The 21,238-nt window shown below is 64.2% G+C and carries 22 protein-coding genes and 1 tRNA gene; 10 read left to right on the plus strand and 13 right to left on the minus strand.

The annotated features are described in order from the left end of the window. Nucleotides 1–15: 15 nt before the first annotated feature. The 5 genes from G8O24_RS10745 to G8O24_RS10765 all read right to left on the minus strand — a co-directional run bounded on the left by G8O24_RS10745 (nucleotide 16) and on the right by G8O24_RS10765 (nucleotide 6,148). Nucleotides 16–1,935 (minus strand): sensor histidine kinase, encoded by a 1,920-nt coding sequence (locus G8O24_RS10745; RefSeq protein ID WP_188098959.1) that lies wholly within the window; start codon nucleotides 1,933–1,935, stop codon nucleotides 16–18. Continuing rightward, nucleotides 1,932–2,603 carry a response regulator gene (locus G8O24_RS10750; RefSeq protein WP_188098961.1) on the minus strand — a complete coding sequence of 224 codons (672 nt, stop codon included), beginning with the start codon at nucleotides 2,601–2,603 and terminating at the stop codon, nucleotides 1,932–1,934. Before G8O24_RS10750 ends, G8O24_RS10745 begins: the two co-directional genes overlap by 4 nt. A 79-nt stretch (nucleotides 2,604–2,682) precedes the next feature. Continuing rightward, nucleotides 2,683–5,376, minus strand: coding sequence for a T6SS phospholipase effector Tle1-like catalytic domain-containing protein (locus tag G8O24_RS10755; protein WP_188098963.1), 2,694 nt, complete (start codon nucleotides 5,374–5,376; stop codon nucleotides 2,683–2,685). A gap of 252 nt (nucleotides 5,377–5,628) precedes the next feature. Further along, complete coding sequence (locus G8O24_RS10760) at nucleotides 5,629–5,880, minus strand: GCG_CRPN prefix-to-repeats domain-containing protein (protein ID WP_188098964.1); 252 nt, start codon at nucleotides 5,878–5,880, stop codon at nucleotides 5,629–5,631. A 25-nt stretch (nucleotides 5,881–5,905) separates the two neighbouring features. Beyond that, nucleotides 5,906–6,148, minus strand: coding sequence for a hypothetical protein (locus G8O24_RS10765; RefSeq protein WP_188098966.1), 243 nt, complete (start codon nucleotides 6,146–6,148; stop codon nucleotides 5,906–5,908). A 303-nt stretch (nucleotides 6,149–6,451) separates the two neighbouring features. Here G8O24_RS10765 and G8O24_RS10770 point away from each other — a divergent pair, with 303 nt between their 5' ends. Beyond that, nucleotides 6,452–7,411 (plus strand): helix-turn-helix transcriptional regulator, encoded by a 960-nt coding sequence (locus G8O24_RS10770; protein WP_188098968.1) that lies wholly within the window; start codon nucleotides 6,452–6,454, stop codon nucleotides 7,409–7,411. 26 nt (nucleotides 7,412–7,437) lie between these two features. Here G8O24_RS10770 and G8O24_RS10775 read toward each other — a convergent pair whose 3' ends face one another. Then, nucleotides 7,438–7,671 carry a hypothetical protein gene (locus tag G8O24_RS10775; RefSeq protein WP_188098969.1) on the minus strand — a complete coding sequence of 78 codons (234 nt, stop codon included), beginning with the start codon at nucleotides 7,669–7,671 and terminating at the stop codon, nucleotides 7,438–7,440. 94 nt (nucleotides 7,672–7,765) lie between these two features. Between G8O24_RS10775 and G8O24_RS10780 the strand changes: the two genes are divergently transcribed. Continuing rightward, the gene (locus G8O24_RS10780) at nucleotides 7,766–8,227 is read left to right on the plus strand and encodes a DUF6314 family protein (RefSeq protein ID WP_188098971.1); all 462 of its coding nucleotides are present in this window, start codon (nucleotides 7,766–7,768) and stop codon (nucleotides 8,225–8,227) included. Between the two features lie 144 nt (nucleotides 8,228–8,371). Here the strand turns inward: G8O24_RS10780 and G8O24_RS10785 are convergent, their stop codons facing one another. From G8O24_RS10785 to G8O24_RS10795, 3 genes are all read right to left on the minus strand, one after another. Next, complete coding sequence (locus G8O24_RS10785; RefSeq protein ID WP_188098973.1) at nucleotides 8,372–8,641, minus strand: hypothetical protein; 270 nt, start codon at nucleotides 8,639–8,641, stop codon at nucleotides 8,372–8,374. Nucleotides 8,642–8,764: 123 nt separating this feature from the next. Continuing rightward, a complete protein-coding gene (locus G8O24_RS10790) occupies nucleotides 8,765–9,625 on the minus strand; it encodes an alpha/beta fold hydrolase (protein ID WP_188098974.1) in 861 nt (286 codons plus the stop codon). Between the two features lie 187 nt (nucleotides 9,626–9,812). Further along, a complete protein-coding gene (locus G8O24_RS10795; protein ID WP_188098976.1) occupies nucleotides 9,813–10,538 on the minus strand; it encodes a hypothetical protein in 726 nt (241 codons plus the stop codon). Between the two features lie 152 nt (nucleotides 10,539–10,690). Here G8O24_RS10795 and G8O24_RS10800 point away from each other — a divergent pair, with 152 nt between their 5' ends. The 3 genes from G8O24_RS10800 to G8O24_RS10810 are packed head-to-tail and all read left to right on the plus strand — an operon-like array spanning nucleotide 10,691 to nucleotide 12,448. After that, nucleotides 10,691–11,290 (plus strand): TetR/AcrR family transcriptional regulator, encoded by a 600-nt coding sequence (locus G8O24_RS10800; RefSeq protein ID WP_188098977.1) that lies wholly within the window; start codon nucleotides 10,691–10,693, stop codon nucleotides 11,288–11,290. A gap of 18 nt (nucleotides 11,291–11,308) precedes the next feature. After that, on the plus strand, nucleotides 11,309–12,190 hold the full coding sequence (locus tag G8O24_RS10805) for a haloalkane dehalogenase (RefSeq protein ID WP_188098979.1): 882 nt from the start codon (nucleotides 11,309–11,311) through the stop codon (nucleotides 12,188–12,190). 48 nt (nucleotides 12,191–12,238) lie between these two features. Continuing rightward, nucleotides 12,239–12,448, plus strand: coding sequence for a hypothetical protein (locus G8O24_RS10810; protein WP_188098980.1), 210 nt, complete (start codon nucleotides 12,239–12,241; stop codon nucleotides 12,446–12,448). Between the two features lie 296 nt (nucleotides 12,449–12,744). Here G8O24_RS10810 and G8O24_RS10815 read toward each other — a convergent pair. After that, nucleotides 12,745–12,829 (minus strand) — tRNA-Leu (locus G8O24_RS10815). Nucleotides 12,830–12,989: 160 nt separating this feature from the next. Between G8O24_RS10815 and G8O24_RS10820 the strand changes: the two genes are divergently transcribed. After that, nucleotides 12,990–13,532, plus strand: coding sequence for a disulfide bond formation protein B (locus G8O24_RS10820; protein ID WP_188098982.1), 543 nt, complete (start codon nucleotides 12,990–12,992; stop codon nucleotides 13,530–13,532). Here G8O24_RS10820 and G8O24_RS10825 read toward each other — a convergent pair. The 3 genes from G8O24_RS10825 to G8O24_RS10835 are packed head-to-tail and all read right to left on the minus strand — an operon-like array spanning nucleotide 13,529 to nucleotide 17,074. Continuing rightward, nucleotides 13,529–14,260, minus strand: coding sequence for an ABC transporter ATP-binding protein (locus G8O24_RS10825; RefSeq protein WP_188098983.1), 732 nt, complete (start codon nucleotides 14,258–14,260; stop codon nucleotides 13,529–13,531). The two genes, G8O24_RS10820 and G8O24_RS10825, sit on opposite strands and share 4 nt — an antisense overlap. After that, nucleotides 14,257–16,026, minus strand: coding sequence for a branched-chain amino acid ABC transporter ATP-binding protein/permease (locus G8O24_RS10830; protein WP_188098985.1), 1,770 nt, complete (start codon nucleotides 16,024–16,026; stop codon nucleotides 14,257–14,259). The genes G8O24_RS10825 and G8O24_RS10830 overlap by 4 nt, the downstream gene beginning before the upstream one ends. 7 nt (nucleotides 16,027–16,033) lie before the next feature. Continuing rightward, entirely contained in the window at nucleotides 16,034–17,074 is a 1,041-nt protein-coding gene (locus tag G8O24_RS10835) for a branched-chain amino acid ABC transporter permease (protein ID WP_188098986.1), read from the minus strand. 179 nt (nucleotides 17,075–17,253) lie between these two features. Here G8O24_RS10835 and G8O24_RS10840 point away from each other — a divergent pair, with 179 nt between their 5' ends. From G8O24_RS10840 to G8O24_RS10855, 4 genes are all read left to right on the plus strand, one after another. Further along, nucleotides 17,254–17,775 (plus strand): MarR family winged helix-turn-helix transcriptional regulator, encoded by a 522-nt coding sequence (locus G8O24_RS10840; RefSeq protein ID WP_188098988.1) that lies wholly within the window; start codon nucleotides 17,254–17,256, stop codon nucleotides 17,773–17,775. 197 nt (nucleotides 17,776–17,972) lie between these two features. Further along, complete coding sequence (locus G8O24_RS10845) at nucleotides 17,973–18,248, plus strand: transcriptional regulator (protein ID WP_188098990.1); 276 nt, start codon at nucleotides 17,973–17,975, stop codon at nucleotides 18,246–18,248. 34 nt (nucleotides 18,249–18,282) lie between these two features. Further along, nucleotides 18,283–20,283, plus strand: a complete 2,001-nt coding sequence (gene hyfB, locus G8O24_RS10850) for a hydrogenase 4 subunit B (protein WP_188098991.1) — start codon at nucleotides 18,283–18,285, stop codon at nucleotides 20,281–20,283. Continuing rightward, nucleotides 20,280–21,236, plus strand: a complete 957-nt coding sequence (locus G8O24_RS10855; RefSeq protein WP_188098993.1) for a respiratory chain complex I subunit 1 family protein — start codon at nucleotides 20,280–20,282, stop codon at nucleotides 21,234–21,236. Before hyfB ends, G8O24_RS10855 begins: the two co-directional genes overlap by 4 nt. The last annotated feature ends 2 nt before the right edge of the window (nucleotides 21,237–21,238 follow it).

Here is a 21,238-nt window from a genome sequence, read left to right on the forward strand (position 1 = left end):
CGGGGAGGGGCCTTTTCAGCTTACGGTCGCATCGCTGTCGGGAAAGACCTGTGGCAATTGCAGCCGCACGCGTGTGCCCGTTTCTCCCGTGCAGAGTTCGAGGATTGCGCCGCAGCGCCGCGCGCGGCTCCTCATATTGCGCAGGCCGCGCGCGGTCTGGCTCGCGCCCGCGGCTTCGCCGTCGTCGCCGAGTGCAAAGCCGCTTCCGTCGTCAGCGACGCTGATCACGCCGTACGGCCCCTCGCCGTCATTGCGCGTTTCGATGGTCACGGTGACATGGCGCGCGGCCGCGTGCTTGACCGCATTGGTCACGGCCTCGTCGAGAATGCGCACGATCTGGATCACGTGCCAGGGCCTGAGCTCGGGGTGCAGCGGCAGGCCTTGCGGCGTCGTCACGTGCCAATGAAGCGCGATATCGTGCGGCCGCAATTGCATCGCCGCGCGTTCGCGCCAGGAGCCGAGCGCGAGCATGAGGTCGCCGCCGATATCGTCCATGGAATCGATCACCAGACGCAAATCCTTCAGCGCGGCACGCGCCGCATCGGTGATGCTGGTCCCCTCTTGCCCGCGCTCGGAGAGCGCGACGATGCTGATGAGCTGGCCGCCAAGGCCGTCGTGCAGGTCGCGCATCAGCCGCGTACGTTCGTTGGCGAGGGCAGCCGCCCGGGCGCGCGCCTCCTCGCGGGCAAAGCTCGCCTTCAGCCGATCCTCGGCCTCGCGCACGCGGGCCACGAGCTGGCCGGCAAAGCTGTCGACCTGGTTCAGTGCCCGCGCGAAGCGCCAGGTCAGCCCGGCGCCGATCGCGATCAGCAGCGCCGAATAGGACAAGCGCGAAACGAAGGTGCGTTCGTTGGGCATGATCTCGAACACCGACAGCATGTCGTGGGCCCAGCAGGTCAGCACGATGGTTGCCGCAGAGCCGAGCGCGATGCTGACGACGTCCTGTCGTCGGAACACGGCATAGGCTGCAATGCCGGCCATCAGAACCAGACAGAATCCGACCGTGGGGATACCCAGAAGCATGAAGAGAATGCGCGGCAGTGGCGGGCCGGCGATGAGGCCGCCAGCGATCACGATGATGCCGGGCACGAACAGCAGCACACCATAGCGCGGCCAGCGCCAGCCGAGAAACAGCACGGCTGACGCCACGATCAGCGCGCTCTCGATCGGCGCGGAGGAAAGCAGCACCGTGGCAAGTCTGGACGATGCGGCCGGCGGTACCGGCGGCGTGAGGAAGGCCTGCACGACGCCGAGCACCATCGCCGCCGCAAGCACGCCATAGACAGGCTCGTGGCGTCGCATCAGCCACATGATGGCGAGGATGACGGCGAGGATCGACTGCCAGGCGGAAAATACCACGGGCAGCGTGACGAATAGCAGCTTGCGAGTCTCATAGGCTGCGCGCAAGGCGGCGTCCGGGCCGACATAGACGGTGTCAAGGAAGCCGCGCAGCGGTCCCCACACGAACAACCGCACGGAAATGTCGTTGCCGCCCTCGCGCAGCAGCGAGGCCGGGATCATCGCGATCTCGGGCGTGTTGCGGTCGGGCCGGTTGGCCGTGGGATCGCGCCGGGAGTCCAGGATCGTGACGCCGTTGATCGCGACCTCCACGCCGTTGCTGAAGCGCGGCAAGAAGACCGACCAGGTCGTGCCGGCACCATCGGCCTTGAACTCGAATTGGCCCGAATAGAGCGGCGGATCGGCGAGTGAATAGCGCGAGGCGGTGAATTGAGGCAGCGTCACGGGCCGTGTGATGCCGGCTTCGCGCAGTGAGAACTCGCTCACGGCGAAATTATCGGGGTCGCGCGGCTCCAGCAGATCCAGCCCGAGAAGGACAGCGAACACGATCAGAACCTGGAGCAGCAGATACGGCACGATGCGCGCGAGCCACAGCCTGGGCCTGATGATCTCAGCCTTCGCTGCGATCTCGCTCACAGCTTGATCAGGCCTTGCTGCACGGCCTCGAACACCGCCTCGCTGCGCGTATGCACCTCGAGCTTGCGATAGATGTTCTTGATGTGGCCGGGCACGGTCTGCCGGGACAAGCCGAGATGGCCCGCGATCTCGGCATAGCTGAAGCCCTTGGCGATGCCCCAGAGGATGTCGATCTCGCGCGGCGTGAGTTTTGCGGTGTTGAGCGCAGGCCCCGGCGGCGGCTCGGCCGAGTTTTGCGTGCGCCGCACGATGAAGCGCGCGATCGAGGCCGAGATCGGCGAATGCCCGGCGACCAGATCGCGCACGGTGGTGGCGATGTCGGTCGGGAAGGCGTCCTTGAGGAGATAGCCGGTGGCGCCGACGGTGATCGCGGAGATCACGCTTTCCTCATCGCCGAGCGCCGAGATCACCATGATCTCGGTGTCCGGAAAGCGCCGCCTGGTCTCGCGGATCAACTCGACGCCATGGCCGTCGGGCAGCCGCAGGTCGGTCAGCAGCACCCGCGGCGTGCCGGCGGCAAGCGCGATGCGGGCTTCGCCCAGCGTGCCGGCCGTGCGCACCTCGTAACCCGCTTTCACCAGCGCATCCTGTAGGCGCCAGCAGGTCGGAGCATCGTCTTCGACGAGGAGGATGGTGATGGCCTCACCGGTCTCGCCCTGGTCCGTCATGATCATGGTCCCGGCCGCGTGTCCCCCGCGGCGCGCGAGGCCAAGTCTAGCCGCGGCGCGGCACCCGCGACACCCATAATCATGGGAGCGGCGGCGCTGGCAATCGTTGCACCCGGATCGTCGCCGTTCCGCTGTTGTTTTTGTAGAACTGGACGCGTCGGCCCTGAAGCGGGACCAGCCACCGCGGCGCATGCCGCGTGGTCACGAGGCGGGGGAAGATCTGGACGGCGTCATTGACGTAGAAGAACAGCTCGCCTGCCTCGGGCGCCTCGAATTCGGCGACAAACGACTCGGCCAATCCTTGCTTGCGCCAGAGCGCACGCGCCGCCGGCAGCGCCGCCTCCGGGATCGGCTCGAAATCACCGAACGGCTTCCAGACGCGGCTCAATTCGCTGTCCGGTGTCTTGAACTCTGCGGAGTCCTCGACATGGATCGGGTAAATATTCCTGCTGTCGTCGTCGTAGGCCGGCACCGTCGCATTGACGCGCCGCGGCAACTCGCTCGCCGGCTGTCCATTGATGGATTGCAGCGGCAGATCGTATGACCCGCGCGCGCCGATCCGCACGACCGGCTGGAACCAGTCAGCGCCCTGGAGCCGCAGGATCGGAATCGCGAGGCGATGGGTTGGATCCGGCGGAGTCTTGAATCCGTTCAGGCCGGTCATGATGGTGCGGTCGAACCAGGGATCGGCCATCTCGATCCAGATGCGATATTTGCGGCCCTTCTCGACCGCGAGGCGGCTTGGCCAGCAAAAATCGCTGACGTCGAACAACTCGCCTTCTCGGGCCGTGACCGCCGTGTCGCCAACGGCGCGCGTTGATGCGCTGCTCTTGCAGAAGTCGCCGACCCCCGCGCGCCAATCGAAATATCCGCGGGACAGGAGCAGCAGCCCCGAGCCGAAAATGGCGATGAGGAAAACCGCCGGCATCAGCACATTGGTGAAGGCCATGCGCACCGGCCAGGCATGCAGCCGCATCCAGCGGCCGATCGCAAGCAGCCAGCCCGATTTGCTGACCCGCTTTCGCGATGCCATCCGGTCGGGGCGATACCAGGCCAGTCGCGCGCGCTCCTGAATGCTGTCGCGCAATGCCGCATTCCGGTTCCACGCGATCAGGATGATGATGACGAGCACCGTGGTGAGGAAGGGATAATAGAGCGTGATGGCAAGCCATGGTGCGGCGTAGGACGGCAGCACGCTCGCGAACAGATCGGCGAACGGCTTGACGACGGTGCTCGTGCCGTTGTCGATCGCCGTAATCCACCTGAGCAGGGTGGTATCTTCAAGCCCGTGCTCCTTGGACGATCCCACGACCGCGCGCGCGATCCAGGGCCATGCAGCAAAGACGATGAGCGTGATCACCAGAGAGAAATAGGCCACGCGGCGCCACCACACCGTATCGAGGACCTGCCGCGCCATCTCGGGATTTGGCGGGCTCATGGCCATGAATGCGTCGGCTTCGGCCGCCTTGTGGCCGTCGCCTTCCCGCTTCGCATAGGCGGACCTCATGGCCTTGCGGGTTTCGTCCCGCGTCAGCGGCAGCACCTGTCCATCCGGCAGAAGTACTCTCGCATTGGCCGGAAGCATCAACGGCGCGTAATTGTCGCATCCGTGCAGCATGCGCTCGACCACGGCGAAGTGCACCACCGGCGGTCCGCCATCCTCGATGCGGTCATGGATCGGCCGCGGGCCGTAGCGGTACAGCACGCCGGCGCCGCTGCGCGAATCGTGCATCGGGCCGATCGCCGACTGATACTCTCGGAAGCGCTCGATCGTACCGTCTTGGAATCGGAGCTGGGTGCCGAGCTGCTCGGCCATCCACACCAGCGGCACGAAGGACAGCGTGGATTCCGGATAGCCGCCGCCGATGTCGGAATGCACTCCGGCGAACCACACCTCCTTGACGATCTGCCCCTCGGCAAGGTCGGCCTGGTCGATGCGCAACGGATGGAAGGTGGTGCGCTCGTCGTCGAGCGCCAGCGCGTGACAGGCGTGTTTCACCTTGTCCGAGAGACGGTGGTTTCGGAACGAGATCGGCCAGATCGCCCAGTCGATCGCGACACGGAGCTCCTCGACCGGCACGCCGAACGCCTCGACCGTGTCGAATAGTCCGAGGAATTCGATCTTGACCTCTTTGCGCCCGTTCATCGCCTCGCGAACGCTGGCATAGGAGCGATGCCTGAGCAGGAAGTGATAGAGATGGATCACGAGGTTGCGTAGCCAGCGCGCCAACCAGATCGTCGGCAGGCTGTAATAGCCGACGGACTCCTCGCGGTACTCCCGCCATGCCGCCATGGCGTTGCGCTGCATCTCCGCATGCGACACCGCGACCTTGTCAATCACCGCCGGCACCAGCCCCTGGCTTGCGATCAGCGCCGCCAGCGTGCGCGCGGTGAAGGCGCCGCGGCTGAAGCCGAAGATGTAGATCTCGTCGCCTTCGCGCCAGTTCCAGCACAGGAAGCGGTAGAGCTTGCGGACGTTGGCGGGCACGCCGATGCCGGTGGCGCCGTCGAGGGCGGCGAGCGGCGCCCAGCCTGCAGTACCGACGCCTTTGATGTAGTAGGCGATCTGGTCCGGCTGGGTATGGTCGAGTGCCTCGTAGAGCCGCCAGACGCTGGACTCCTGGGTCGTAAACGCGTTGCCGGTGCCGTCGGCGAACAGCACCAGCTTGCGTCCCTTCGGCATGCCAATCGCAGCCGCGTCGGCATCCGGATCATCATGCGCAGGGGCCGGTCTTGCACGACCGCCATGCAGCGCCCCGTCCTGGTGCGTCATGGACTCCTCCGAAAATGCAGTTGCGGACGCGCCGGGCTCGGCTCGGGCGGCATCCGGAAAATTCAATCAGTGGCTTGACCGTGAAATCATGGATGTATTTCGTTCATAATCGCCCTAAGGTAGCAACGAGGATGCCGCCGTCTAACCCCGACTGTTTATGATCTGCGCCACAATTGGCCAAAGAAATGCCCGGGCGAGCCCGGGCACTTTTTCCTGATTGCGAAGCAGCCGCTGCTGCGACGCAGCTAGCCGTTACTTGCCATTGCCGCGGCAGGCTCCGCCGGGGCCGATATGGTAGCCGCGCGGGCAGGCGTGCGCGGCAGGGTTGGCGTAGTTTCTCAGGCAGCCGCCATAGGGGCCACGGTGCCAGCCGGCGCCGCAGCCGCCGGCGACGGCAATGATGTCGCGGCTCGCCTGCGTGCCAGATGGCGCCAGCGGCATGGCCCGGGCAGAGCCGACGATGGCACCGAGCGCGAGCATCGCGGCGAAAGCAGTTCGAATCATGTGTCTTGCTCCCTGATGCCTGACGTCAGTGGCTGGCTGCGAAAGCGATGCCGGCGCGCACCTCTGCGACCGCCTGGTCGATCAGTCCCAGCGCCCGTTCGCGATGTCCGCCCTTGTTGGGTTCGGCCTTGGCGAGTTCGGCGCGGGCCGATTGCAGGATCGCGATGGCCTCGTCCATATGCGGCTGCGCGCCGAGCGCATAGCCGATGCAGAGACTGGTTGCGATGGCGCCGCCGAGCACGAGGCTGCGGGGTAGAGAGGTTGGCATGTCGTTGTCTCCTCCAGCGGGCGTCAGGCCGGGGCCGCCCGGTTGCCCGGACGCGATTCTCGTGTGGCGGGATGTCGCATCCGGTGATTGAATAGGATAGAGGCGTGCGGGCCGTCTTGGACTGTCCGGCGCCCGAGGCCTTGCCGCTTGGACTGATCGGCGCAGCTCGATTCAGGTCGATGTGCTGATAGCTTGCAGGCGGCTGATTTCAGCGGGCGTTCATGTCCGGCCAGCAAGGTTTGACGCGCGCTCAAGTCGTTTTTTCACGCCCTTAGAATAGTCATTCTCGAACAGTCGTTCTCGATGTCCGTCATCAGGAAGTCGCTCTCGACCGAGACGTTGCCGAAGGATCTGTCCGACCGGCAGCGCTTCATCCGTTTCGCCGAGCTGTTCGAGCATTTCTCCAACACCGGCGAGCTCGATCCGGCGTCCGACGTGCCGTTTCGCGCCACGATGAACTCGATCCATATCGGCACGACCATGCTCGGCCGCTGTGACGGCAGCTTCATCACGGTGAGGCGGGAAAAACGCCAGGTGATCGAGACCGGTGACGACCGCTTTTGCCTGGTGCGCAACACCGGCGATCGGGCCTCGCAGGTGGTCCATCGCGGCCGCGAATTCACCATGCGGCCGGGATCGATGGTGCTGCTCAAGCTCGACGAGCCGTTCTTCGCCGCCGACGGGGCCAGCCACAAGCGCTTCACCAACGTACATCTGCCGGTCGAGTCACTGCGTGCGATGGTGACGGATGTCGATGACATCGTCGGCTGCGAGCTCGAGCCCGGGGGTGCGCTATCGCTGGTGATGGACTACAGCGATCTCCTGCTTCGTCATCCCGCCGCAGCCGACGAAGCCGGCATGGCGATCGCATCCCATCTGCTCGACCTCGCCGCCATCGGGCTCGGCGCCCGCAGCGACGTCGCGGCCGCGGCACGGCGCCGGGGCCTGCGCGCGGTCCGCCTGAAAGCCGTGCTGTCGATCCTCGATGTGCGCTTCCACGAGCCGGATTTTTCTGCGCACAAACTCGCCGCTGCGGCCGGTCTTTCCGAGCGCTATGTCAACGAATTGCTGTTCGAGGCCGGCGCCGGCTTCACCACCCGCCTGACCGAACTGCGCCTGCGCAAGGCGGCCGACCTGCTGGCCCATCGCGACGGCCGCATCAGCGACATCGCCTTTGCCTGCGGCTTCAACGATCTGTCCTATTTCAACCGCTGCTTTCGCCGCCGGTTCGGGCTGACGTCGACCGCGGCACGGGGGAAGTGAGAGGGCGCGCCTGATCTCGCCGCGCTTTATAGCATCTCGACCCGCGGCGGCGGATAGCGCCGCGCTAGCATCGACAGCGGCAGGCGCCGCTCGTCCGCCGACAGCTCCCGCCAGGCCAGCACCAGCGGCCGCTTCCAGTCGCCGACGCCGAACTCCATCGCCTCCCATTTCTGCGGCTCGGGCCCCTCCAGCCCGCGGACCCAGACGAAATAGCGGGGCAGGTCATCGGTGTCGGTCTCGGTCGTTGCTCTCCTGGCCATCACTTGCTCACCGCCTCGACACGCATGGTTCACAGGATATAGGTATTGCCGTAGCGAAGTCGAACGCGTCGCCGTGGGCTAGGGTCCGAAGAATATGAACGAAACTGTGACCGACAGCTGGGGTGATGCCTCCGAGGTGATGAAGCGGCTGACCGGTTCGTGGTCGTTCGACAGGCTCATCGCGGGGCAGGGGAGCATGCAGGGTCTTGCGACCTTCACGCCGCTGGATCCAGACGGCCTCGCCTATCGCGAACAGGGACGGTTGAAGCTCCTGACCGGTACAGAACTCGAGGCGGAGCGCGAGTACGTCTTCCGCGAGCACGGCGGTGGATTCGACGTGTTCTTCAAGGAGACCCCGTTGCGGCTATTCCATACGATCGAGCTCGCCGCATCCGATGGCGGCGCCGTGAGCGGAAGCGCCATCCATCTCTGCAATGCCGATCGTTATCAGTCGACCTACACGTTCCGCAGCGATGGAGGATTCATCGTTCGCCACGTCGTGGCAGGTCCGCGCAAGGACTACACGATGCTCACGACTTACAGGCGGGTGGTGTGAGCGAGGCGAGGCTGTAGATACAGTCCGTCTTCGCCAAGAGGCTTCGCCGCACACGCTTCGCCCGTTGGCCTTTCATGGCCGCGCCACGCGAAGCCCGACGGGCGAAGCGTGGTGCCCCTGGCCGGCAATCGCTTACTACCATAACTACTTGAATTTGAAATCAGTTTTGTCGTCGATTGCTGCTGATACCAGCACAAATACCAGCAGGATGACGCGCGGCATTCGACGACAAAAATAAAGCAGCAGGCTTCCCGCAGCGGGCACGCCGATGCCATTCCGGACTTCACAATCGCGCAGATCGGAATCGAACCCGGCTCTGACCGAACTCTCGGAGGGATCGATCGGAAGGTTAGTCTCAGCTGTTCGAGCGGAATGATCGAAAATCGTGGGTTTGGCTCCGCCTCTCTCCGCCACTACCCGAATTCCGGCATTCTGCCCGAATTAAATAGCCACCCCAGCTCTGAGGTCGGTGATCGAGGATGCCCCGCACTTCGAAGGCGGCGGAAGGTATCGGACCTGACCGCCGCCGAGTCGCAACTACAGTACCCGCCCGAGGAAGTCTTGCATCCGGGTGGCGATCTCTTCGCTCTTGTCGGCCAATGCGCAATGGCCACTGTCCGTCAAGCGGATCTCGGCGTTTGGCACGATCTCTCGATAGCGCTGCTGGTTGTCGCCGGGGAACAGAATGTCGTTCTTGCCGCTGACGACAAGCGTCGGCGGCTTCTGCGAGCGAAGGTAATCCTGCGCGGCTTTGAAGGTAGGGCCGTTGGTTCGGATATCGTAGAGCAGATCGAGCGAAGTCTCTCCCGCGCCTGGGCGCTGCATCCAGAAATAGTCAGCCTGCCACTGCTCCGGATCGACCAGCGATGGATCGCGGACACCGGTGAGATAAAGGTCGCGGACCACATCGAGTGTCAGATAGTGTTGCCCGGCCTTTGCACGGCTCTCGGCGGTGCCATCCTTCCAATATGGCACAAGCGGCCCGAACCACGGGCTTTCGCCGGGGATGAGCGGATTGTTCTGCACGACCAGCGCTTTCATGCGGTGGGGCGCTTTCAGCATGACGCGGTGGCCGACAACGCCGCCGAAATCCGTCTCGTACAAAACAAACTCCCGTATGCCGACTTTGTCGACGAACTTGCTCATGACGTCGCCCAAGGCGTCGAACGTATAGCGGAAGCGCGCGCGATCTGGCGCGTCGCTGTTGCCGAAGCCGGGATAGTCCGGTGCGAACACGTGATAGGTCGCCGACATCTCACGGATCAGATCGCGAAACATAGCTGATGACGACGGCCAACCGTGCAGCATCAAGATGACGGGCGCGCCTGGCGTCCCGGCTTCACGGTAGAAGATGGAAACACCATCGACATCGATGGTTCGGTAGTGAGTCTGGTTCACTGCATCTCTGGCACGAGGAGCCTTTTTGGCAGGAACGGTGATCTCGGCTCCAGCCGGCCTTGTCTCGAATATGACAGTAGCTGCAGAGCCGACAAGAAGTCCTGTCGTAAGGGAGCGACGCGTGAGCATAAGGAGTCCTGCACTGGTTGAAGTGGGAGAGGTGGGGTGATTGATGGAGATCCGCGACCTAGTCTCGCGAGACGACCACGGATTCGATGTCGAGCCTGAAGATCGAGGGCCCTGTCAGAAGTGTGCGATTGTTCGCATCGCGCATGACCACGCGCCGATGGGTCGGAAAGATGAAGCCGTCGAAATTCTTGTGATCGAACGTGTAGTGCGCGGCTATGCCGCGGGAGACATCGGGCGCGTAATCATTGCGCACGAGATAGCCCGTATCGTTGAAATAGAACTTCTGCTCCGTGCAGTGCACGTGAATGGTGGCCGGAAAGCTCACTTGAAGCACGCGCCAGGTCTCGCCATGCTCTTCGTGTGGCGCGATCTCCTCGCGTCGCACGCCATCCCCGGCGAGCAGGAACGGCATCGTCATGTAGTTGTTCAAAGCGTAGCCGACGAAGTAGAGGAATTGCTGCTCCGTCCATGGCGTTTCGTGCTGATGGCCCTCAAAGGACTGGCGTGCGTTGTCGAGGCCTGCCGTCTTCACGCCGGCATCGGTCTGGATCGTCACGCGACCATCGTCGAAGATGCTGCGGCTGCCAGGCACGGGATAAGGCGTGATCAACGTGCGTTGACGACGCGTGTCGACCTTGACGAGAACATCGCGCAGGCCCTCAGGCCGCCCTTTGATCGCAAGCGCAGCACCGCGGAACGTCAGTCGAAAATTGACGGTGCGCACGTGGCGCCAATTGTCCAGGCCGCCATGTACATCGAGCACCTTTTCTAAAAGATCAGTCATTTGAGCGTGGTCTCCCGAGGTCCGCGGTGGCACGGTCGTTGTCGCAAAAGTAAACGGTATCGTTTACCATGGCTTGACAGGTAAACGATGTCGTTTACATTGGCAATTGAATTCGCCGGGACAGCGGCGCACAGGTTCGTGAGGATGATGCGATGAGCGAAGACGTGGAGCTCGAAGGCAAGAAGCTCGAAATCGTGAAATATGCGTTCGGCCGGTTCTACGAGAGCGGCTTTCACGCGACGAGCATGGAAGCAGCACTCGCCGGAAGCGGCATATCCAAGCGGACGCTCTACAAATATTTCCTGTCGAAGGCAGACCTGATCGAGGCCGTGCTGACGCTCTATGGCGAGGCCGTCGTGCAGCAGCTCTTCGGTCCGGTCGCACATATCAGCGAGCCCCGGGAGCAGATCGTCGCGTTCTTCGATGTGCGCAAGGTCGCCGGCAGGATGCTGACACGCGGCTGCCTCGGCGTGAAGGCTGCGCAGGAATATGCGGGAAAAGATGCGGATATCGTCGCGCTCGGGCGATGCGCAGCGTCGCTTGGGGAGGCGAAATTCCTCGAGCTTTGCAAGCAGGCAGGCTTCGCCGAGCCCGCACGTGTCGCCAAACAGCTCAACCTGATTTTTCAAGGCGCGCTGTCGCTTTCTCACACGTTGGGGGACACTTCACCCTTCATGCTGGCAAAGGACATGGCGTCGGCCGTTTTGGATAACGCCGCGGCGCGCCGCAAGGGCACGGCATCGAAGCACTAGAATCCGACAGGTGAGCACATGAGTGATGCAGCGCTACCCAAGAAGACCGCCAACATTCTCGGCAAGAGGATGGCCTATTATGATGAGGGTCAGGGCGTTCCGATCGTCTTCCTTCACGGAAATCCCACGTCGTCCTATCTCTGGCGAGACGTCATCGCCGAGCTTCACGGCTGTGGCCGCCTCATCGCGCCCGATCTGATCGGAATGGGTGAGTCCGAGAAACTGCCTGATCCCGGCCCAAAGACCTACACGTTCGAGACGCACCGGACCTATCTTTGGACGCTGATCAACGAGCTTGTCGGACCACGCGAGAAGATCGTGCTGGTCATTCACGACTGGGGTTCGGCGCTGGGGTTCAACTGGGCCTATAGCCACCCCAACAGGGTCGCGGGGATCGCCTATATGGAGGCGATCGTCAGCCGGTACCCCAAGTGGGACGACTGGAGCCCGACCGCCATTCCGCTGTTCCAGGGCTTCCGCTCGGACAAGGGCGAAGACATGATCCTGGATCAGAACATGTTTGTCGAGCGCGTGTTGTTTGGCTCGATTCTGCGCGGGCTGTCGGAGCCGGAAAAGACCGAATATCGCAAGCCGTTCCTGAAGCGCGAGGATCGCTGGCCGACATTGTCATGGCCGCGACAATTGCCGATCGAAGGCGAGCCGCTGCATATCGTAGATATGGTCGACGTCTATTCGGCATGGATGGCCGAGAACGAGATTCCAAAATTGTTCATCAACGGCGATCCCGGTGCGATCCTGCATGGCGCACGCCGCGAGTTTTGCCGCGGATGGAAAAATCAGGATGAGGTTACCGTGAAGGGGCGGCATTTCCTCCAGGAGGATTCCGGCGCGGAGATCGGGCGTTCGATCAGGTCGTGGCTCGGCAAGCACAAGCTTTAGCTTCGCGCGCGCTTCACCCGCTCCCGCAGCCTCGCTCCGAACGCGTCCTTGATCGCGCGCACAAACGGCGCCTTATTCCTCGCACCACCGCTGCAGACTAGCTCATTCAAAAATGACGGCGTTGCTGCGGATCGGGAATCGATCAAGACAGCGCTCAAGACATGGACAGGCGGCGAAGCTTCAGCAGCGCGAAAACTGAAGCTGTTCGAGGATCGCCTTGTCGATCTTGCCTGTGAACGGCTTGCGACCTTCAACTGATTCGAGCACGCCACCTCAAGTTTCTTACGCTGTTGCCGAATGAGATTGACGATGGTCTTGGCGCTCTCGCCATCGTTCTTGCGGGCTATCTACTCAATTTCCTCGTTCGGGAATCGCGAAATTCGCCGTCAACGTTTGCCCCTAGATACCAGCAAAAATACCAGCAAAACGATCGGCTGCAGCGGGCGCTTCCGCGAACTTTTACTAACGTTTTCAAATGCGCCGCCCAAATTCCACTGAAAAATCAGGAATCGAACCAGGGTCGCAAGCTATTGTTATTGCTTATGTTTTATACTTGGTGCCCCTGGCCGGAATCGAACCAGCACTCCTTGCGGAACTCGATTTTGAGTCGAGCGCGTCTACCAGTTCCGCCACAGGGGCCCTCGGTCGGCCCCTCCGGAAGGAGAGCGTCGCGAAGCCGGCGGACTATAGCCATGGGAAGGACGCGGTCAACCCGCGCCAAAGTGATGTCAGCCGTTCTCGACAGGGAGCTGGGCCGGGGCTAGAGGCTTAAACCAAAGCTCCAGCCGGAGAGACCGCCGTGACGACCCAGAGTGCCGCAATATCAGCGTTTCGCCCCGCCGCCGGTGGCCCCGCGTTGACCGCCTCGCTGGCCGTGACCCTGATCGCGGCGGCGACGATCGCGGGGGCCTGGTTCTTCCAGCTGGTCCTGCAGATCCTGCCCTGTCCGCTCTGTCTCGAGCAGCGTTATGCCTATTACGTCGCGATCCCGCTCGGTGCGCTTACGGCACTGGCGGCGCGGGGCGGGGCGCCGCGGGCGCTGCTGCTGGCGGGGCTCGCAATCCTTGCGCTGGTGGTGCTCGCCAATGCCGGCCTCGGCACCTATCACGCGGGCGTCGAATGGGGGTTCTGGAAGGGGCCGACCGATTGCACGGGTCCTGTCGGCAATCTCGGCAGTGCCGGCGACCTGCTGTCCCGGCTCGACACCGTCAAGGTGGTACGCTGCGACGAGGTGCAGTGGCGCTTCCTCGGCCTCTCGCTCGCCGGCTACAATGTGCTGATCTCGCTGCTGATGGCCGCGATCGCCGGCTGGGGATTCGTGAAGACCGCGCAGAGGGCCTAGATCGCGCTTTCACCTTCGTGCTGGAAGCCCAGATAGCTTGCCGCCACCCGCTCATTCGCTGCGATGTCGCTGGCCTTGCCGCTGAGCACGAACTCGCCGAGCTCCATCACATAGGCCCGGTCGGCGATCTTGAGCGCAGCTTGCGCGTTCTGCTCGACCAGCAGCACGGAGACGCCGCTGGCCTTGAGCTCGCTGACGATGCGGAAGATATCGGCGACGATGATCGGCGCGAGCCCGAGGCTCGGCTCGTCCAGCATCAACAGCTTTGGCTCACCCATCAGCGCGCGGCCCATCGCGAGCATCTGCTGCTCGCCGCCGGACAGTGTGCCGGCGAGCTGCTTGCGCCGCTCCTTCAGGCGCGGAAACTGCGCGTAGATCCGCTCGATCGAGGCCTTCGCCCGGCTCCGCTCGATGCGGAAAGCACCCAGCTCGAGATTGTCCTCGACATTCATGGTGACGAACAATTCGCGGTGCTCGGGGACCAACCCGAGCCCCATCGCAACGCGGTCCTCGATGTCGAGCTGCGCCAGGTCCTGGCCGGCAAAGGCGACGCGGCCCTTCAGCGGCAAAACGCCCATGATCGCCGACAGCAGCGTGGTCTTGCCGGCGCCGTTGGCGCCGACGATGGTGACGATCTCGTTCTGGCCGACTTGAAGCGAAACCGAGCGCACGGCCTCGACCTTGCCATAGGCGACATGCGCGTCGGTGACTGACAACAGCGCGCTCATGCCGCCACTCCGAGATAGGCCTTGATCACTTCGGGATTGGTCTTGATCGTGGCGGGTGTGCCTTCCGCGATCTTGGTGCCGAAATCGAGCACCACGATGCGGTCGGCGAGGTTCATCACGAAGCCCATGTCGTGTTCGACCAAAAGGACGGACATGCCGCCGTCGCGCAAGTCGCGCAGCAGCTTGGCGAGCTGCTGCTTCTCCATGTGGCGCAGGCCCGCGGCCGGCTCGTCGAGCAGCAGCAGCAGCGGGTCGACGCAGAGCGCGCGCGCGATCTCGACGATACGCTGCTGGCCGAGCGACAGCGAGCCTGCGAGCTGATGCATCTGGTCAGTGAGCCCGACGCGCTCGATCTGCCGCGCCGCTTCCGCCAGCAGTTTTGCCTCGTCGGCCCGGTCGAGCCGCAGCATCGCGGCGACGGGACCGGAATGGCCGCGCAGATGCGCGCCAATGGCAACGTTCTCCAGCACGGTCATGTCGGGCACCAGCTTGACGTGCTGGAAGGTCCTGCTGATGCCGAGCTTGACGATCTCCTGCGGCGGCGCGCGATCGACCTTCCTGCCGAGCACCGAGATCGAGCCCGAGGTTGCCGACAGCACGCCGGTGATCAGGTTGAAGGTGGTGCTCTTGCCGGCGCCGTTCGGTCCGATCAGCGCGACGATCTCGCGGGCCTGAACGTCGAAGGAGACGTTGTTGACCGCGACCACGCCGCCGAACTGTTTTCGCGCTTTTTCGACCTGAAGGAGGATGCTGGCCTCGCCGGATGCGCGCGGACGCTGCTCCAGCTTCAGCGAGGTATCGGGTTTCCTGCCGCCGGACCTTTCGGGCAGGAACGACATCAGCCAGGGCCAGACGCCGCCGGGCGCAAGCTGCAGCAGCGCCACCAGCATGATGCCGAACACGATGGTCTCGACCTGGCCGGAGCCGGGCAGGATCAGCGGCAGATAGCTCTGCAGCACTTCTTTCAGGACCACGACGATCGCCGCGCCCAGCACGCCGCCCCAGACATAGCCGGCGCCGCCGACCACCGCGATGAAGAGATATTCGATGCCGGCCTGCGCTCCGAACGGCGTCGGATTCACCGCGCGCTGCAAATGCGCGTAGAGCCAGCCGGACAGGCCGGCGAGCACGGCGGCGTGGATGAACACCAAGAGCTTGGCGCGCGGCGTATGCACGCCGAAGGCTTCGGCCGCGACATGGCCGCGGCGGAGCGCACGGATGGCGCGGCCGGTGCGGGAATCCAACAGGTTCATCGTCAGCAGAGCCGAGAGGATCACCGCGACCCAGATCGCAAAATAGATCGAGCCCGGTGAGAGCATCCTGAACGAGCCGATCGACAGCGGCGGGATCGCCGAGATGCCGTCGTTGCGGCCCAAGACCTCCAGCTTGCTGAACAGGTAGAACAGGCCGAGCCCCCAGGCCAGCGTGCCGAGCGGCAGATAATGGCCGGAGAGGCGGACCGTGACCAGGCCGAGCAGCACCGCCAGCAAACCGCTGACCACGAGGGACAGCGGCAAGGTCAGCCAGGGCGACAGGCCGTACGCCGTCGTCAGCAGCGCCGTGGTGTAGGCGCCGAAGCCGACAAAGGCGGCTTGGCCGAACGAGGTCAGGCCGCCGACGCCCGTCAGCAGCACGAGGCCCATCGCGACCAGCGCAGAAAGGCCGATATTGTCGAGCAGCACGATCCAGAACGGCGGCATTCCCGGGACGAACGGGATCGCGGCCATGACAAACGCGAAGACGAGGATGGGAAGACGGCTCTGCATTGTGGCGTCAGTCCTTCTCTTCTTCGACCGCGGGCGCAGCCAGCGAGCGCAGCAGCAGCACGGGAATCAGGAGCATGAACACGATCACCTCCTTGTAGTTGGAGGCATAGAAGGACGAGAACGCCTCGACGGTGCCGACGAACAGGGCCGCCACCGCCGTGAGCGGATAGCTGACGAGACCGCCGATGATCGCGGCGACGAAGCCCTTCAGGCCGATCAGGAAGCCGCTGTCATAATAGAGCGTCGTGATCGGCACGATCATGATGCCCGACAGCGCGCCGATGACGGACGCCAGCAGGAAGGCGATCTGGCCCGACAGCGTGGTGCGGATGCCGGCGAGCCGCGCCCCGAGCCGGTTGACGGCGGTGGCGCGTAGCGCCTTGCCGTAGAGCGTCAGGCCGAAGAACAGCCAGAGGCCGACGATAAAGGCGATGGTGATGCCGTAGACCGTGAGGCTCTGGCCGGTGAAGCGCAGCGAGCCCGCGGTAAAGGCGCCCGACAGCACCGCCGGTCCGCGCTGGCCCTCGGCGCCGAAGAACAACAGGCCGAGGCCCTGAAGTGCCAGATGCGTGCCCACTGATGCGATCAGCAGCACCAGCACCGAGGTGTGCGCCAGCGGCTGGAACGCGACGCGGTAGAGATAGAGGCCGATCATGGCGACGATCACCAGCGACAGCGCGATGCAGACCGCGACGGGCGGCTTCTGCGCCGCGAAGTAAATCGTCAGCGCGAGCACGGCGGCCGGCAACACGATGTTGGCGAGAACGCTGCGCAGGATCAGCCGGCCATGCAGCGCCTTGCGGGCCACAAACAGGTCGAAGGCGCAGGCGGCGATGCCCATGGCCAGCGCCAGCTTGGCCGTGCCCGGCATCTGGCCCGAGGCCAGCGAGGCGTAGGTCAGCGCGCCATAGGTGACGAACTCGCCCTGCGGGATGAGGATGACGCGGGTGACGGCGAACACCAGCACCAGCGCCAGGCCGAGCAGCGCATAGATCGCGCCATTGGTGATGCCGTCCTGCAGCAGGAACAGCATGATGGTGGTGTTCAAGACCGGACGCTCCCCCTCGAAGATTAGGGACCGGTCGCCGCGATTGCGGTGGATGGTCCCCTCACAGCCATTGAAATACGCTGACGATATTTGATATGGTCCATAACAATTATCAAATATAACATCAAGGGTGGGCGGACGACCCGTCCCGAATTTAACGGGATTACGAGCACGAGGCGATGACCGTTTCCAAAACCGCTGAAAAGTCCTCTGAAAAGGCTGGTGACGCCGCCAAGGGCCGCAAGGACACTGCCGAAGGCCTGCCCGAGGCGCTTCAGCTCGGCGAGCTTTCCGAGCAGCTCGGCTACGTGCTGAAGCGGGCGCAGCTCAAGGTGTTCGAGAACTTCCTGCGTTGCATGGCCTCGCTCCAGCTCACCCCGGCGCAGTTCTCGGTGCTGCTGCTGGTGGAGAAGAACCCCGGCCGGAATCAGACCGAGATCGCCTCCACCCTGGGCATCCTGCGGCCGAACTTCGTCGCCCTGCTCGACAATCTCGAGAGCCGCGACCTCTGCGCCCGGATCCGCTCCACCAACGACCGCCGCTCGCACATCCTGGTCCTGACCGACAAGGGCAAGGCCGTGCTGACGCGCGCCAAGAAGCTGGTCGCCACCAAGCACGAGTCGCGGCTCAACGAGCTGCTGGGCCAGGCCAATCGCGAAGCCCTGCTCGAGATGCTCTCGAAGATCGCCAACGAGTTTTGAGCGGGGCCGTCATTCTCGCCCGCGCGTGCGAGCGCGCCCCCGGAATCTCGTCGCATGGGTGCGGCCGTCATGCCTTGGGCGTAGCTCCGTCGGCGTCCGACGGAATGATGCGCTGCATATAGAAAATGATGCTTGAAACATCACTTTGCGTGCTCTACGCTTGCTAAATCAATCACTGTAATTGCCACGGACAGCCCGTGATCACCGCCGCGCAGCTTCGAGCCGCCCGTGCCCTGCTGAGGATCGATCAGCGCGAACTCGCTCAGCTCTGTTCGCTGTCGCTGCCGACGATCCAGCGCATGGAGGCTTCCGAAGGGCTGATCCGCGGCAATGTCGATTCCCTGGTGAAGCTGGTCGAGGCGCTATCGGTTGCCGGCGTCGAACTGATCGCCGAAGGGGCGACCTCGAGCGCCGGGGGCCGCGGTGTGCGGCTGAAGTCTCCACCCCCGAGCGCGGGCGGCCAACAGCGATGACGGCGCGCGCGCGGATCATGATCGAGGAGCGGCCATGATCGCGGTGGCGCTATGGTCAGTGGCGGTGCTGCTGGCGCTGGCGCCTGCCGGAATCGCGCTGTCGATGCGTCCGCGCGGCTCGGTCGTGCTCTATGGCGCCTGCCTCGTTGTCACTGCGACGCTCTGCGTTACCGCGCTGCTTCATTTGCTCGATCCCGCGCATCCCGTGTTGAGCGCGACACTGCCGGTCGGGCTGCCCTGGCTCGGGGCCCATTTCCGGCTCGATGCGCTGTCCGCCTTCTTTCTTGTCGTGATCAATCTCGGCGGCTTGGCGGCGAGTCTGTTCGCGCTCGGCTACGGCCGGCACGAGGACTCTCCTGGCCGCGTGCTGCCGTTCTATCCTGCCTATCTCGCAGCCATGAACGTCGTCGTGCTGGCCAACGATGCCTTCAGCTTCCTGGTCGCCTGGGAATTCATGTCGCTGACCTCCTGGGCGATGGTCGTGTCGCACCACCGGGAGGCCGAGAATGTCCGCGCCGGCTATGTCTACCTTCTGATGGCAAGTTTCGGCACGCTGGCGCTGCTGCTCGCCTTCGGCCTGCTCGCGAGCAGCGCCGGTTACGATTTCGATGCGATCCGAGCCTCGCATCCATCTGCCGCGCTCGCCTCCATGGTGGCGATCCTCGCACTGGTGGGCGCCGGCTCCAAGGCCGGCCTGGTGCCGCTGCATGCCTGGCTGCCGCTTGCCCATCCCGCTGCTCCAAGCCACGTCTCCGGCCTGATGAGCGGGGTGATGACCAAGGTCGCCGTCTACGGTTTCGTGCGCATCGTCTTTGATCTGCTGCCGGAGCCGGTGTGGTGGTGGAGCATCGTGGTGCTGCTCGTTGGCGGACCAACCGCGACGCTCGGGGTGCTTTATGCGCTGATGCAGCGCGACATCAAGCGCGTGCTTGCGTATTCGACCATCGAAAATATCGGCATCATCTTCACCGGTCTCGGTCTGGCGCTCGCCTTCAAGGCGCAGGGGCTCGACTGGGTCGCCGCGCTCGCCTTCACGGCAGCGCTGCTGCACGTCTTCAATCACGCGCTGTTCAAGAGCCTGTTGTTCTTCGGCGCCGGCGCGGTGCTGGAAGCCACCGGCGTGCGCGACATGGAGAAGCTCGGCGGTTTGATCCATCGCATGCCGAAGACGGCGTTCGCGGTTCTGGTCGGCTGCGTCGCGATCTCCGCGTTGCCGCCGTTCAACGGCTTCGTCTCGGAATGGCTGACCTTCCAGGCGATCCTGCTCTCGCCGCAACTGCCGAGCTGGGGATTGAAGCTGATCATCCCGGCGGTCGGCGGACTGCTGGCGCTCGCCGCCGCGCTGGCCGCCGCCTGTTTCGTCAAGCTCTACGGCATCAGCTTCCTCGGTCGTCCCCGCTCGGACGTTGCCGCATCCGCGCACGAGACCGATCGCTTCTCGATTGCCGCGATGCTCGCGCTTGCCGCGCTCTGTCTGCTCGCTGGCGTCCTGCCCGGCCTGTTCATCGACGCGCTGGCGCCGGTGAGCAAGACCATGGTCGGCAACATCATGCCGCACCAGGCCGGACTGCAGTGGCTGACCATCGTGCCGATTGCGGAGAGCCGCAGCTCCTATAACGGCCTGCTGGTGTTCCTGTTCGCGGCGTTTTGTGGCACGGCGGCGGCGTCCGCCATCCATCGGCTCGCCTCCGATCGCCTGCGCCGTGCGCCGGCCTGGGACTGCGGCTATCCGGACGCGAATCCGGCGATCCAGTATTCGGCCTCCAGCTTCTCGCAGCCGATCCGCCGCGTCTTCGGCAGCGTGATCTTCGCCGCCCGCGAGATCGGCGAGATGCCGGAGCCGCTGGCGGCGGCGCCGGCCAAGCTGACGGTCGCGATGCGCGACCTGATCTGGGATGCGCTCTACGCGCCGATCGCCACCGTGATCGGTTTTGTCACCGAGCGCATCAATCTGCTGCAGTTCCTCACCATCCGCAGTTATCTGACGCTCGTTTTCGCCGCCTTGATCGTGCTGCTCCTGGTGGTGGCGCTATGACGGCGTTTCGCGACATCCTCTCGCAAGGCGTCCAGATGGGCCTCGTGCTGCTGCTCGCGCCGCTGCTCACCGGCTTCGTCCGCAAGGTGAAGGCTCGGCTGCTACGCAGGCGGGGGCCGCCGCTGCTCCAGCCCTATCGCGACCTCATTCGCCTGATGCGCAAGGACGTCGTGCTCGCGGACAACGCATCCTGGCTGTTCCGCGTCATTCCCTATCTGATGTTCGCGGGGACCTGGGTGGCCGCCTCGCTGGTGCCGACTTTTGGCAACGGGCTTCTGTTCTCCTGGACCGCCGACCTCATCGCCATCATCGCGCTGCTCGGCAGCGCCCGTTTCTTCCAGGCGCTCGCCGGCATGGACGTTGGTACGGCCTTCGGCGGCATCGGCTCCAGCCGCGAGGTCATGATCGCCTCGCTCGCCGAGCCGGCGATGCTGATCACCGTTTTCTCAGTGGCGATGATCGCGGGCTCGACCCAGCTCTCCTACGTCGCCGAATTCATGGGTTCGGATGCAGTCGGCCTGCGCGTGTCGCTTGGTATGGCCTTCGTCGCCCTGACCATCGTGGCGCTGGCGGAGAATGCCCGTATTCCCGTCGACAACCCCGCCACCCATCTCGAGCTCACCATGGTCCATGAGGCCATGGTGCTGGAATATTCGGGCCGTCATCTCGCGCTGATCGATCTGTCGTCGCAGCTCAAGCTCCTGCTCTACGTCTCGCTGATCGCCTGCGTGTTCCTGCCATGGGGTACGGCGACCGCGGACGCCAGCGTTGCGAGGCTCGTTTCCGGCGCGCTGCTCTATTTCGGCAAGCTGGCGGTCCTCGGCTTTCTGCTCGCCGTGTTCGAGACGTCGATCGCCAAGATGCGCGTGTTCCGGATCCCGGAGTTCCTGGGCGTGGCGCTGATGTTGGCATTGCTCGCCACCCTGCTGCGCTTCGTGTCGGGGAGTCTCTAGAA

The sequence above is a fragment of the Bradyrhizobium campsiandrae genome (assembly GCF_014529705.1).
GTDB lineage: Bacteria > Pseudomonadota > Alphaproteobacteria > Rhizobiales > Xanthobacteraceae > Bradyrhizobium > Bradyrhizobium campsiandrae.

Bases quoted from the DNA above. Each gene is read 5' to 3' on its own strand.
- G8O24_RS10750 (WP_188098961.1), bottom strand. From the start codon at position 2,603: ATGACGGACCAGGGCGAGACCGGTGAGGCCATCACCATCCTCCTCGTC.
- G8O24_RS10755 (WP_188098963.1), bottom strand. From the start codon at position 5,376: ATGACGCACCAGGACGGGGCGCTGCATGGCGGTCGTGCAAGACCGGCC.
- G8O24_RS10760 (WP_188098964.1), bottom strand. From the start codon at position 5,880: ATGATTCGAACTGCTTTCGCCGCGATGCTCGCGCTCGGTGCCATCGTC.
- G8O24_RS10765 (WP_188098966.1), bottom strand. From the start codon at position 6,148: ATGCCAACCTCTCTACCCCGCAGCCTCGTGCTCGGCGGCGCCATCGCA.
- G8O24_RS10770 (WP_188098968.1), top strand. From the start codon at position 6,452: ATGTCCGTCATCAGGAAGTCGCTCTCGACCGAGACGTTGCCGAAGGAT.
- G8O24_RS10775 (WP_188098969.1), bottom strand. From the start codon at position 7,671: ATGGCCAGGAGAGCAACGACCGAGACCGACACCGATGACCTGCCCCGC.
- G8O24_RS10780 (WP_188098971.1), top strand. From the start codon at position 7,766: ATGAACGAAACTGTGACCGACAGCTGGGGTGATGCCTCCGAGGTGATG.
- G8O24_RS10795 (WP_188098976.1), bottom strand. From the start codon at position 10,538: ATGACTGATCTTTTAGAAAAGGTGCTCGATGTACATGGCGGCCTGGAC.
- G8O24_RS10800 (WP_188098977.1), top strand. From the start codon at position 10,691: ATGAGCGAAGACGTGGAGCTCGAAGGCAAGAAGCTCGAAATCGTGAAA.
- G8O24_RS10805 (WP_188098979.1), top strand. From the start codon at position 11,309: ATGAGTGATGCAGCGCTACCCAAGAAGACCGCCAACATTCTCGGCAAG.
- G8O24_RS10825 (WP_188098983.1), bottom strand. From the start codon at position 14,260: ATGAGCGCGCTGTTGTCAGTCACCGACGCGCATGTCGCCTATGGCAAG.
- G8O24_RS10830 (WP_188098985.1), bottom strand. From the start codon at position 16,026: ATGCAGAGCCGTCTTCCCATCCTCGTCTTCGCGTTTGTCATGGCCGCG.
- G8O24_RS10840 (WP_188098988.1), top strand. From the start codon at position 17,254: ATGACCGTTTCCAAAACCGCTGAAAAGTCCTCTGAAAAGGCTGGTGAC.
- hyfB (WP_188098991.1), top strand. From the start codon at position 18,283: ATGATCGCGGTGGCGCTATGGTCAGTGGCGGTGCTGCTGGCGCTGGCG.
- G8O24_RS10855 (WP_188098993.1), top strand. From the start codon at position 20,280: ATGACGGCGTTTCGCGACATCCTCTCGCAAGGCGTCCAGATGGGCCTC.